The organism is Arthrobacter sp. SO3, from assembly GCF_020532825.1.
Classification (GTDB): domain Bacteria; phylum Actinomycetota; class Actinomycetes; order Actinomycetales; family Micrococcaceae; genus Arthrobacter.
The window spans coordinates 1-10,535 of record NZ_MQTS01000057.1 but is presented as its reverse complement, the minus strand read 5'-3'; the positions used below and the strand labels follow the sequence as shown (position 1 = coordinate 10,535).

The 10,535-nt window shown below is 63.9% G+C and carries 12 protein-coding genes; 5 read left to right on the top strand and 7 right to left on the bottom strand.

Annotated elements, in window-relative coordinates; translation table 11 throughout:
• Positions 1-168: 168 nt before the first annotated feature.
• Together BJQ90_RS06240 and BJQ90_RS06235 are read right to left on the bottom strand one after the other, a co-directional pair.
• On the bottom strand, positions 169-753 hold the full coding sequence (locus tag BJQ90_RS06240) for a hypothetical protein (protein ID WP_226759438.1): 585 nt from the start codon (positions 751-753) through the stop codon (positions 169-171).
• On the bottom strand, positions 750-1,019 hold the full coding sequence (locus BJQ90_RS06235) for a hypothetical protein (RefSeq protein WP_226759437.1): 270 nt from the start codon (positions 1,017-1,019) through the stop codon (positions 750-752). The genes BJQ90_RS06240 and BJQ90_RS06235 overlap by 4 nt, the downstream gene beginning before the upstream one ends.
• 20 nt (positions 1,020-1,039) lie before the next feature.
• On the opposite strand from BJQ90_RS06235, the gene BJQ90_RS06230 reads away from it, so the two are divergent.
• Positions 1,040-1,600: an aromatic-ring-hydroxylating dioxygenase subunit beta gene (locus BJQ90_RS06230; protein ID WP_226759436.1), complete on the top strand. Its 561-nt coding sequence runs from the start codon at positions 1,040-1,042 to the stop codon at positions 1,598-1,600.
• 585 nt (positions 1,601-2,185) lie between these two features.
• Here BJQ90_RS06230 and BJQ90_RS06225 read toward each other — a convergent pair.
• Positions 2,186-2,425: a hypothetical protein gene (locus BJQ90_RS06225; RefSeq protein ID WP_226759435.1), complete on the bottom strand. Its 240-nt coding sequence runs from the start codon at positions 2,423-2,425 to the stop codon at positions 2,186-2,188.
• A 624-nt stretch (positions 2,426-3,049) separates the two neighbouring features.
• On the bottom strand, positions 3,050-3,577 hold the full coding sequence (locus tag BJQ90_RS06220) for a MarR family winged helix-turn-helix transcriptional regulator (protein ID WP_226759434.1): 528 nt from the start codon (positions 3,575-3,577) through the stop codon (positions 3,050-3,052).
• Between the two features lie 322 nt (positions 3,578-3,899).
• Here BJQ90_RS06220 and lgt point away from each other — a divergent pair, with 322 nt between their 5' ends.
• The 3 genes from lgt to BJQ90_RS06205 are packed head-to-tail and all read left to right on the top strand — an operon-like array spanning position 3,900 to position 6,960.
• Positions 3,900-4,862, top strand: coding sequence for a prolipoprotein diacylglyceryl transferase (lgt, locus tag BJQ90_RS06215; protein ID WP_226759433.1), 963 nt, complete (start codon positions 3,900-3,902; stop codon positions 4,860-4,862).
• A complete protein-coding gene (locus BJQ90_RS06210) occupies positions 4,852-5,859 on the top strand; it encodes a transglycosylase domain-containing protein (protein ID WP_226759432.1) in 1,008 nt (335 codons plus the stop codon). Before lgt ends, BJQ90_RS06210 begins: the two co-directional genes overlap by 11 nt.
• A gap of 30 nt (positions 5,860-5,889) precedes the next feature.
• On the top strand, positions 5,890-6,960 hold the full coding sequence (locus BJQ90_RS06205; RefSeq protein ID WP_226759431.1) for a penicillin-binding transpeptidase domain-containing protein: 1,071 nt from the start codon (positions 5,890-5,892) through the stop codon (positions 6,958-6,960).
• 110 nt (positions 6,961-7,070) lie between these two features.
• On the opposite strand, the gene BJQ90_RS06200 is transcribed toward BJQ90_RS06205, so the two are convergent.
• Positions 7,071-7,571, bottom strand: a complete 501-nt coding sequence (locus BJQ90_RS06200) for a hypothetical protein (RefSeq protein ID WP_226759430.1) — start codon at positions 7,569-7,571, stop codon at positions 7,071-7,073.
• 110 nt (positions 7,572-7,681) lie between these two features.
• Between BJQ90_RS06200 and BJQ90_RS06195 the strand changes: the two genes are divergently transcribed.
• Positions 7,682-7,969, top strand: coding sequence for a hypothetical protein (locus BJQ90_RS06195; RefSeq protein ID WP_226759429.1), 288 nt, complete (start codon positions 7,682-7,684; stop codon positions 7,967-7,969).
• A 12-nt stretch (positions 7,970-7,981) separates the two neighbouring features.
• On the opposite strand, the gene BJQ90_RS06190 is transcribed toward BJQ90_RS06195, so the two are convergent.
• Together BJQ90_RS06190 and BJQ90_RS06185 are read right to left on the bottom strand one after the other, a co-directional pair.
• On the bottom strand, positions 7,982-8,581 hold the full coding sequence (locus BJQ90_RS06190) for a hypothetical protein (protein WP_226759428.1): 600 nt from the start codon (positions 8,579-8,581) through the stop codon (positions 7,982-7,984).
• Between the two features lie 8 nt (positions 8,582-8,589).
• Positions 8,590-9,885 (bottom strand): MFS transporter, encoded by a 1,296-nt coding sequence (locus BJQ90_RS06185; protein WP_226759427.1) that lies wholly within the window; start codon positions 9,883-9,885, stop codon positions 8,590-8,592.
• Positions 9,886-10,535 lie beyond the last annotated feature (650 nt).

Below are 10,535 nucleotides of genomic sequence, written 5' to 3'. Positions count from 1 at the left end.
ACCATTCACCTGGACCAAATCAGCGGAGTATCTCCTGGGCAAGATGAAACGCAAACAAACCATTAACACGGAACACTAGCACACCGCGATGCGCTGCTGGCCCAGGCATCACCCCAGCACTGATCCGGGGGCCAAGCGGGCCCCGGCGGGAAAGGCGAGAATCCCAGGCTAAAGATCAGGTCGACGGACCGGGTTCCTTGATCGGTTCAGTTCTGCCATCAGGAAGCGGTTAACGGCGTGGGCAGCATCCAGATCCGGGGACAGTGCTGCGAGTTGCTGCTGCAACTGATGGACTTGCTGGGCTGCTTCGCTGGCCTGCTTGGGGAGAGCCGCGTTTTGGTCTGTCAGTTCCTGAACGCGGAGGCGTTGGCCCCCGGCGTCCGTGCCGTCGATCTGGTCCCCAAGCAGTTCGGAGATGCGCTGCCTATGCATACGTGTCTCGTGGTGGAGCCGCTGATCTTCCTGGCGCAGGAGCTCACGCTCGACCTGGATCGATCCAGTGTTTGAGTCTCTGGCCCCGTGGTGCACCCCGGTGGAGAGCCGCTTCTGGGCGTTTCTGACTTCCGCGAGGAGTGGTTCCTGCCGGACGAGCCACGGGCTGACATGGGCGCGACGGGCGACTTCCGCGACCGTGATGGGAGTCCGGTTCCGTTCCATTGCCTCGATCGCGGCGAGGACGGCTTGTCTTTTGGCTTTGCTGTCGTTCCTTCGTTGTTGAACCATGGCCGCTGTTTTGGGCGGATTCGAACTCATGTGTCGTCCTCGTTGGTTCCTGGTCGGATCCTCAAGCTTCCGACTGGTATGAAGGGTTTTTCGACGGCGGTCGGTATCGCGGTGCGAAGCCTGCGCTGCACGGCGGAGGCTTCCCGAAGGGAATCCTGTTCGCTAGCGGGAAGTTCGGCAAGCCGCGACTCCTGTGCCTGAACGAGGATTGTGAACGCCTCGATTTCATTCTGCGTGTCCGTGATCAGCGACGGGCGCAGGTTTTGGACGATCTGCCAGGCGAGGTCTTCTTTCATGCGTTCCAGATGAGAAGACCATGAATGAACAGATACTGGCCGCCGCGGCTGCGCGCACCGCAGTCTCGCGAGCCGAAATAGAAGACTACCTCTATCGCGAAGCTGCGATGTTCGATGACTGGCGCCTTGAGGAGTGGCTCGAACTCTTCACCTTGGACTGTGTCTATGAGGTGCCGGCCACCGATGCCCCGACCTCAGATCCGTCCATCACTTGGTCCCTGATCCACGACCGCCGCACGATGCTGGAGCAGCGCGTGATCCGTTTAAAGAAGCCCGAGGCCCCACGCCGAGTTCCCGCATTCGCAGAAATTCAAGGGCTGGAACAGGGTTCGAGTCCCACCTCGGGCACAGTGTCTCCGCAGGTCAGGGGTTTTTTTGTATTTCTTCGTGTGCACATTGTGCACACTCTCGCCTCTGACCTGATGTTCTGGGTGTGTGGGGTCCCGGATAGACCTATTTGGTTGTGTGGGGGAGCGGCCGACTACAGCGGACCGGGTACCGCCCTGCGGGGTCTCTTCTTCGAGTTCATCTTCATTCGTCCTTCCGTCGGGTATTCGCGTTCACCACTTCATGGTGGCTAGGGCCGCGTACAACATGATTTGCTGATTGTTCTTTAGAACGACCTGGGGCTGCGGCCGGTCCGGAATTTCCGCTCTGATAACTGTTCATGCAGGAGTGCGGGGGAATGGCATGACCTGGCAGCTGATCCGGAGCAGATCATTAGGTGCGATGGGAAACTTACGACGTCGGCAATAGCCAGAACACCGGGATGGGCAGCTTCTGCAGCCAGGAAGCAGTCGAATCCCCGATCGAGCGATGGAAGATCCGGGACCGGCGTGGTGGCCGGCCAGACATCCACGCCCTCATGCCGTAACTGGCCGCCCGTCCCATGAGCCAGCCGCCGGGCTAGGCCCGCTACCTGAGACAGAGGCCGATTACGCCGCTACTGGGCGGCCTGGCCCGTCTCGTCGCGCGCAGGATTTTCACCTTCCTGCGAAGCGCTCATATGCACAACTGATCCCCACGGCCAGCCAGTTGCCGAATGCTGGCCGAATGCCCGAATCTGCCCCCGGAAAGCGGAGATCAGAACGTCCTCTGGGCCATGCCCCGTGACGGCTCAGTGCACACACATGAAGCGGCTGGACTGGATGTTGAGTGTCGCATCCTTAGCCAGGGCAGTAGGAAGCGAGGTGCGGCATGTGGAGTTCGGTTAGGCGCTCATTGAGGACCACCGCAAGCAGATCGCAGTCGTGGGCGGGCAGCGGCATCGTTGAGTTTAGATACGCGTCGACGGCCCACAGATCCTGGTTGCACCCGGAGCCGAAGTATCCTAACCAGACTTCGCTGACCTCGAGGTCAGCGAGCAGAAAAGCTATATGAGTCAGTTCCTGCTGGTATTTTGCCATTCAAAACTCATTCCCCCGCACCCCGCACTTAGCAGAAGTCCGTGATGCCCACCCCTCGGTTTGGCCGCTGGAGAAGCATCTCCGCGCGCTCATTTTGAGGCAACGACTGCGCCGCACGGCGGCCCCCGTCTCCAGGTGAGCCTACCGCGCACTGCAGCGGTTCACTCCGGCGGGAGTGTCAAAACGTTTCATGCCACGGCCACCACGGCCGGCGAACTGTTGGAGCAGGACCGGAATCCTGCCCGGGCTGGACGGGATCGAAGAGGTGTCGGGACGGACTATCTGCCTTTCGACGGGCGTTCGTGCGCTTTCGGGTGCCTCCACGGTGTGCGCGCCGATGTTCTCTGAGGGGTCGCTGTCGGTCTCCCGAGAAGCCTGCGGTCCGTCGTCGGAACGACGGGATATGGCCCACCCCCAACGGGTTTTCTGGGCCACATCCGCGCCGGCTATATTCCGGTCCCGGCTCGTCCCGGAGGTATGTCCAATTGCGCGGTCTGCCCGTGCCGATGGAGTTCGTGGTCGACGACGTCGTCAAGGCCGGGATGATGAGGACTGCGATCGCGGCTGTGTCGAGCAGGAGCACGGGCCAGTATTTGTTGGTCAGGGGCTTCCTCGCCTGGCCTGTTATTGATCCGCGTCTATACCTGTGCGACCGCCGTCCCGGATCTGTTCGTCGGTTTCCAACAAGGCAGCGAGGGCGGCAAGGGCGGGAACAGCGTCTTCGATCGCCTTCTGGTAAGTCCCGGGCAAACGCTGAAGCGCCTGCCCGAGCCTGCGGTCATTGGCTGTCTGCCAGGCGCTGAGCACGGCCGTTCCCTTGGCGCTCAGGTTGAGGCTTACGGAGCGCCGATCGCCGGGGCGGGTCAGGCGTTCAACGAGTCCGGATGTCACCATCTGCTGGATCAGGTTGCTGACCGTATTGGTGGCCAGTCGCTGGCGTGCAGCCAGTCCGCTGACGCCAAGGCCTGGTTCGTCGGCCAGGCGCTGCAGCATTTCCACCTGGGCCATGGGAAGTGATTCCCACGGAAACTCCTGCCGCACGCTCGAACGCAGAACCCGGCGCAAGCGTGTGATGGCGCCGGTCAAGGACCAGGCATCGGAGCCGGTCTGGGCCGCCCCGGTTTCAAGTGCAGATACCTCGGCCGTGTTCATGGGACCAGCCTAGCGCTACTATTCCCTATATAGAATAGTTCTGTGATGGAAACAATTTTTTCACGTCCAGCATGGCGGGCGTCGAAGCACAGCTCTCCCGAGGGTCGCCGAACATGACCAGAATTGTGGGATCACCGCTGGGCGTAGCACTCGGGGCCGGCGCCTACTCCCCGGCCGCCGGCGTTAGTGGAGGGGCGGCAGGGACGGCGCCCTCCGCACTCGGCTTCCGGATGGCCGTGGCACCATTCTCCGTCCGGCCGGTCCGAGGGACCTCAATTCCAAGCATCCGGCCCAGACATTCCCGACAGGACCCTTACCCATAATGACTGCCAGTGATTCCTTTATTCCGTCCCCGACCGTCAGTGCCATTCACGGAGGCCCGCTGACCATCCACTTCTATGCCCTCTGCATCGTGGCCGGCATTCTGGTGGCCATCTGGCTGGGATCCCGGCGCTGGACCGCACGTGGCGGCGGTCCGGGGGAGGTGATGGACATCTGTTTGTGGGCGGTCCCGGCGGGGATTATCGGCGGCCGGATCTACCATGTCATCACAGACCCGGAGCTCTACTTCGTTCCCGGCAGAAACCCCTGGAACGCCTTCGCCATCTGGGACGGCGGCCTGGGCATCTGGGGCGCCGTCGCATTTGGGGTTTTGGGGGCGTGGATAGGATGCCGCAGGGCAAACGTCTCCCTGGTTGCCTTCCTGGACGCGGTGGCACCGGGCGTGCTCTTTGCCCAGGCCCTGGGCCGTTGGGGAAACTGGTTCAACAACGAGCTCTACGGGGACCCGACCACGTTGCCGTGGAAACTTCAGATCCACCAGATGGACTACGCCACCGGGTCTGCGCTCACCGATTCCTCCGGCGCTCCGGTCGTGCTCGGCTATTTCCAGCCCACATTCCTTTACGAGTCCCTCTGGTGCGTGGCGGTCGGCTTCCTCATTCTCCAACTCGACCGGCGTTTCAGCCTCGGAGCCGGCAGCGTTTTCGCTCTGTATGTCACCGGCTACACGGCCGGGCGGTTCGCCTTTGAATTGATGCGCTCGGACTACGCCAATCTGATCCTGGGGCTTCGGGTGAACACCTGGGTGGCGGCGCTGATCTTCCTGGCCGGCGCAGCCGGATTTGTCCTGTTGTTCCGCCGCGGACGCTCGGTCGCAATCCCGGGTGCTGCCTCCGCCGGCTTCGCCGCCGACGCTGATGTCGACGCCGCCCGGCAACCCCCGACGTCCGCCCCGGGGCCGGAGTCCGGGCGCGCATCGAAGGATCACACGGATGCTACGTAAGGACTCGCGATGGGGGAAGATACTTTCCTTCGTTGTTGCCGGCGCTCTCTGCGGCGTGCTGGTGGCGGGACTGTTCCTCCCGGCGACCGCCATGGCGGGAACGGCCCTCAGCAATTCCATCGGCATGTTTGACCGGCTGCCCGACGACCTCGACCTGAATGCACCACCCCAATCCTCTACCGTGCTGGCCAGCGACGCGACGGTGATCGCTTCCTTTTACGCGGAAAACCGCGCACCCGTCTCCCTGGACAAGATGTCCCCGTTCATCCGGGACGGGATCGTCTCCATCGAGGACGCACGATTCTACCAGCACGGCGGAATCGACACCACCGGGATCCTCAGGGCACTCGTGGCGACGGCCCAAGGTGGGCGCCAGGGCGCCTCCACCATCACCCAACAGTACGTGAACAACATGATCATCGAATCCCTCGTCACCCAGGGCAAAATCGATCAGGTCAAACTCGGCTATTCCAAAACCATCGGCGACAAGCTGCGGGAAATGAAGCTCGCCATTGCCCTGGAGACGAAGTACTCCAAGGACCAGATCCTCCAGGGCTACCTGAACATCGTCTATTTCGGCAACGGCGCCTACGGCATCGAGGCAGCGGCCGAAGAATACTTCAACGTCCCTGCCAGCGCCCTGACCCTGTCTGAAGCCGCAGCCCTCGCCGGCGTCGTGAACAGTCCCGTCTACTATGATCCCCTCACCGAACCAGATCATGTAGTGGCCCGCAGGAACGAAGTCCTGGACAAGATGCTCCAGCAAGGACATATCACCGCTCCCGAGCATGACGCCGCCGTGAAAGCGCCCATCGGACTGAACGTCCATCCGAGCAGCCAGGGCTGCTTCGGCGCAGTGACGGCACCGTATTTCTGCGACTACGTCCAGCGGCTGATCCTCAACGACCCCGCCTTCGGGGCCGACGAAGCAGCCCGCAAGAAACTCCTGTATCTGGGCGGGCTCACCATCCACACAACACTTGACCCGGCGCTTTAAAAAGTAGCTCAGGAGCAAGTTAACGCCTCCATGCCCGCCGCGGATCCCCTGCAGCGAGGCTCCTCGCTGGTCAGCGTCCAGCCCGGGACCGGCAAGGTTCTGACCATGGCGCAGAACACCGTCTACAACCCAGCCACGGCGCCGGGAAACTACATGGGCAACTTCGCCCTGCCCGAGAAAGACGCCACCGGCCAGCCGATCGACGGCGCCGGCGGATTCCAGATCGGCTCCACCATGAAGCCGTTCATATTTGCGGAATGGCTCAACTCCGGAAAATCAATGGCCACCCAACTGGACGGATCGGTCCGCGTCTATAGAGCCGGATATCCCTGGAAGAACTCCTGCGGTGTTACCACCGGATCCTACGACCCGGCACTCGGCCAGACCCCGCTGCCGAACGATGACCCCAACCATTACTACCGGATGAGCGTCCTGCAGGGCCTGTACCAGTCGATCAACACCATCACGTTCCAGTCCGCTGCCCAGGTGGATTTCTGCAACATCCAGAAAATGGCGACGGCGGCAGGCGTCGCGAACGGACACACCAACCAGCCCTACGACCTGTCCAGCATCGCGAACCTGATCGGTACCCAGGACGTCGCACCGCTGTCCATGGCCAACGCCTACGCCACATTCGCGGCAAACGGAGTGCATTGCGACCCGGTTGCCCTGGACTCGGTCACCGGCCCGCACGGTCGCACCTACCCGGTGCCCGGTGCGGACTGCCGGCAGGCCATGGACCCTGATGTCGCCGCCGGCGTCACCTACGCCCTGAAAAACGTGCTGACCCGAGGCTCCGGCTACAACATTCCGGTCAACAAGAGCTATGACATCTTCGCCAAGACCGGCACCACTGACGGAAACACCATGACCTGGACCGTCGGGGCCACCTCGGGCATCTCCACAGCATCATGGTTCGGCAGCTACCAGGGCATCGGACCACGCTGGGTCAACCAGAACATCACCATCAACGGAAAGTACTATGCCGCCGTTGACGGTGCCGACATGGCCGGCGGCCAATGGGGACGCCTGATGAACGCCGCGGCACCGCAGTTCTCCACCGCGCCCTTTGCCCGGCCGCCAGCCTCCATGCTCAGGTGATGAGGCACCCCACCAGCCTCCTGCTATCACCAACGTCTGCAGGAGTTTGGCCCACAGAACGCGGCAAACAGCCAGAGCCGACACGCGCCCCGCTGCCGCGTCGGCCGGCATCAGCCCCCGGGTGCGGAGTGAGCGGACCGGGTCAACGGCACCGGGCACCGGTCCTCGGAAACCGCCCGCTTGAGGAAGGCCCAACCCAGCATGATGACGGAGGCGGCAGCGAGGAACGGCTGAATTGGTGCGAAGTACTGCAGGGCGCCCGAGGTGCCCAACGTCAGTAGTGCCAGCTTGTTGCAGACGGGGCACCCCACCGCGAAAAACGAGACAACAGCACCCGCAGCGCCGAACCGTGAAAGGCCTCCGATGCCCTCCCCCTGAAGCTCATCGACCGGGGAACGCGCCACATACGTGGCCACCAGCAGCCCGGTAAGGACCGCTGTGATACCCAGCGGGGGGTACGCCCACCACGTGGGAGGGATTTCACGGCTGAACGAGGGTGTGTCGATAAGATCGGTGGGCACCGCCACCACCAGATATGTCAGGGCCGAGGCGGCTGCCGCAGCAAACCACCGGCGCGCCGGCCATTGGGACAGCGCCGCTGTCAAAGTCACGCGGTTCGTTTTATTCACAGGGCTTTCCCGCCTTTCACATAGCATGCAAGGGAAATAACTGATGCAGGTTTCGGCCGTGTTGAAGCCCCGCCGTCGATAAAGGAGCTCTCATGCCGAACACCGGATCTTCAGACAATGCCCGGGACGCGGGAGCTGCACGCGGTCTCCTGGTCCATTCCGCGGGACCGGCCGACAGCGCCGGAATCTCCGCCGCCCTGCGCAGCGCGGCCAACGCGGTGGCCGCACTGCCTCCGGGTGTTCCAGTCGAGGTCGTGGTGCAGGGCCCCGGTGTGGGCCTGGCGCCGGGGGAGTTGTCCTCCGGTGTCGGTTCGGTCCCGGCTGCCATCGCGCACCTGGGGACGCGGCAGTGGGAAGGGGGGGCCTACGTCCGTCTGTGATGCGCGGTGACGTCAGGTGGAAGGCCCTCTCGAGGTGCCCGCTTTGATGGGAAAGAGCGGCCGGCAGGTCGTGCACACATCGCCGGAATCCCCGCCGGTGGAGGGCGTTAGGGCTGTCCGCTCAAGTTGGAGACGCTCCCGCAGCGCCCATCCCAGAAGGGCAAGTGAGAGGAAAGCGAAGGCAGGCTGGATCACTCCGGCCAGAACTACGGGGGCGGCCCCGGTGAACAGATGGGCTGCCAGCGTCCCTTGGCCGGTGGATGTTGCGATCACCAGTCCGGTCAGGCCGATCAGGGGCCATCGGGTGTCGCAAACGGTGGCTCCGGCTCCGATGGGTGCATCAAGGTAGCTGCCGACAACCAGGCCGGCCAGAACCGAGCCGGCGGCGACAATGACGGCATTCCACCACACGGCACCGGTTGGGCTCATCATGCCGTTCATCGACACGACAACGGCGGCGGCGGCGGCCGCGGCGATGCCTGCACCGGCCCTGCGGACCGGCCGCCAGCGTCGCAGCAGACCGAAGTCACCGCTCTGCTGATGTCTTACTCCGGCCTTTGTTCGGCCACTGTCGCTCGCCACTGTTTCCTCGATCTCGTTGTCCGTATCCATGTCTGGTCCTAGCTGTGCACGGGTTGTGGGGGCGCCGATGTGCCGCGGGCGTGCAGTGCGGTCCAGATGAGGACGACCGCCACCAGGGCCATGGCGAGGAAAGCCAGTCCCGAATAGCCCATTGAGGCAAGAACCGGGCCCGCCAATGCCCCGCCGAGGGCGCCGGCGGCATTCATGCTGAGGTCCGAGATGCCCTGGATGGCGGGCCGGTCCTGGATGTGGACGGATTCCGCGACCATGGCCGAACCGGCCACGACCGAAGCTGACCATCCGAGTCCGAGCAGGATGAGGCTGACCGTGACCCCGGTACGGGAGTCCGCCCCGAACCCTGCGATTATCAGGGAGGCCATGAGCATGGCCTGGCCCAGGACTATGACGGGCAGCCTCCCGACTTTGTCCGCCAACCACCCGAACACGGGGGAGAGGGCGTACATGCCCGCAATGTGCAAACTAATGGTGAAGCCCACGATAACCAGGCTTGCTCCGTGTTCGCGCAGGTGGACCGGTGTCATGGACATCAGCGCCACCATGGTGGCGTGGCTGAGTGCGACGGCGGCCACCGCGTAGCGCGCACTCGCGTTGCTGCGCAGTATCAGCGTTCCACTCCGCGGCCGGGGGGCCTCGACGCTTGAGTCGCGCAGCGACATCACAGTAAGCAGCGGGTCCGGGCGCAGCCCGGTCAGGTACACGAGGGCGGCCGCCAGCTGGGCGGCCACAGAGAAGGCGAAGGCGCCCGTCAGGGGCGGCAGGCCGAGCACGGCACCAACGGCCTCGCCCGGACCGAAGAGGTTGGGGCCAAGCACTGCACCGATGGTGGTGGACCAGACGACGATGGAGAGATCCCGCGCCCTGGTGCCGGGCCGGGCAAGGTCGGTGGCGGCGAACCTGGCCTGCAGGTTGACCGCGGAACCCGCCCCGAGCAGCATCAGTCCAAGCAGCAGCAGGGGAAAGACCGACACCGACGCCGACGTGATGGCAATGACGGCACCTGTTCCGGCGATGAGCGCCCCGGTGGACAGCGATATCCGCCGTCCCCGGGCAACCGCGAGCCGGGCGAGGGGCACGGCAGCGACCGCAGCCCCGAGGGTGCTCATCGTGGCGGCCATGCCGGACCATGCCGGCGATCCGGAAAGCTGTGCCGCGAGCAGGGAGCCGAGGGACAACGTGGCGCCCATGCCGATGCCGCCGAGAATCTGGCCCCCGACGAGAACGGAGACTACTTTGCGTTGATACGGGACGCCGCCGGCGGGGCTGGCCAGGGATGCGGCGGGCCGTGGTCCTGTGGACCCGGGAATTGGTGGCATCCTGACAGTCTGTCAGATACCCCTTGGGGTATGCAAGAGGGCTCCAGAGTGCTTGGCAAACAATACCCCAGGGGGTATTATTGTAGTTGTAGCCAACCTATCTGAGGAGTACTAATGTGCAGTCCCGTCCGTTGCAACACCTGTGGAAAGATCACCTGGGCCGGCTGCGGCGAGCATGTCGAATCGGTGATGGCCGACGTTCCGGTGGAGCGGCGCTGCACCTGCTCCTGACCCGCCGGGTCGTATTGCCGGCGGATCCGCTCCCGCGGTAGCCGTGGCCTGATTGAAACCTCGATCCCTGCCGGATGCGGCTGGCTGCGCTGGCCACATCCGGTCGGTCCTGAGGGACAGTCAGGGGCCAGGTGCGGATCCACAGGGTCTGCTGTCAGCGCCTAGGTCCCGTCGGCGCCTTCACTTCCCCCTGGGCTGGACAGGTCCGCTCGATTGAGGGTGTGAGATTATTCCTTCGGCGCCCCGCGGGTTGCTGCTTGTGACGCTGCCGCCGTGCACGGCGCGGATGACGCCGGCATCCTACGCTGGGGCTTACTGGAACCTTAGGGGTTTGCGCTTGGCTGTCCGGAGTCGCTGGTGAAGGCCACTGAGATCTCGGGGGCTGATGTCAGTGAGTTGTGCACGGTGCAGTGGGAGGC

What these genes read in the sequence shown, in the direction of transcription:
- BJQ90_RS06240 (WP_226759438.1), bottom strand. Translation starts at nt 753, where the DNA reads ATGAGTTCGAATCCGCCCAAAACAGCGGCCATGGTTCAACAACGAAGG.
- BJQ90_RS06235 (WP_226759437.1), bottom strand. Translation starts at nt 1,019, where the DNA reads ATGAAAGAAGACCTCGCCTGGCAGATCGTCCAAAACCTGCGCCCGTCG.
- BJQ90_RS06230 (WP_226759436.1), top strand. Translation starts at nt 1,040, where the DNA reads ATGAATGAACAGATACTGGCCGCCGCGGCTGCGCGCACCGCAGTCTCG.
- BJQ90_RS06225 (WP_226759435.1), bottom strand. Translation starts at nt 2,425, where the DNA reads ATGGCAAAATACCAGCAGGAACTGACTCATATAGCTTTTCTGCTCGCT.
- BJQ90_RS06220 (WP_226759434.1), bottom strand. Translation starts at nt 3,577, where the DNA reads ATGAACACGGCCGAGGTATCTGCACTTGAAACCGGGGCGGCCCAGACC.
- lgt (WP_226759433.1), top strand. Translation starts at nt 3,900, where the DNA reads ATGACTGCCAGTGATTCCTTTATTCCGTCCCCGACCGTCAGTGCCATT.
- BJQ90_RS06210 (WP_226759432.1), top strand. Translation starts at nt 4,852, where the DNA reads ATGCTACGTAAGGACTCGCGATGGGGGAAGATACTTTCCTTCGTTGTT.
- BJQ90_RS06205 (WP_226759431.1), top strand. Translation starts at nt 5,890, where the DNA reads ATGCCCGCCGCGGATCCCCTGCAGCGAGGCTCCTCGCTGGTCAGCGTC.
- BJQ90_RS06195 (WP_226759429.1), top strand. Translation starts at nt 7,682, where the DNA reads ATGCCGAACACCGGATCTTCAGACAATGCCCGGGACGCGGGAGCTGCA.
- BJQ90_RS06190 (WP_226759428.1), bottom strand. Translation starts at nt 8,581, where the DNA reads ATGGATACGGACAACGAGATCGAGGAAACAGTGGCGAGCGACAGTGGC.
- BJQ90_RS06185 (WP_226759427.1), bottom strand. Translation starts at nt 9,885, where the DNA reads ATGCCACCAATTCCCGGGTCCACAGGACCACGGCCCGCCGCATCCCTG.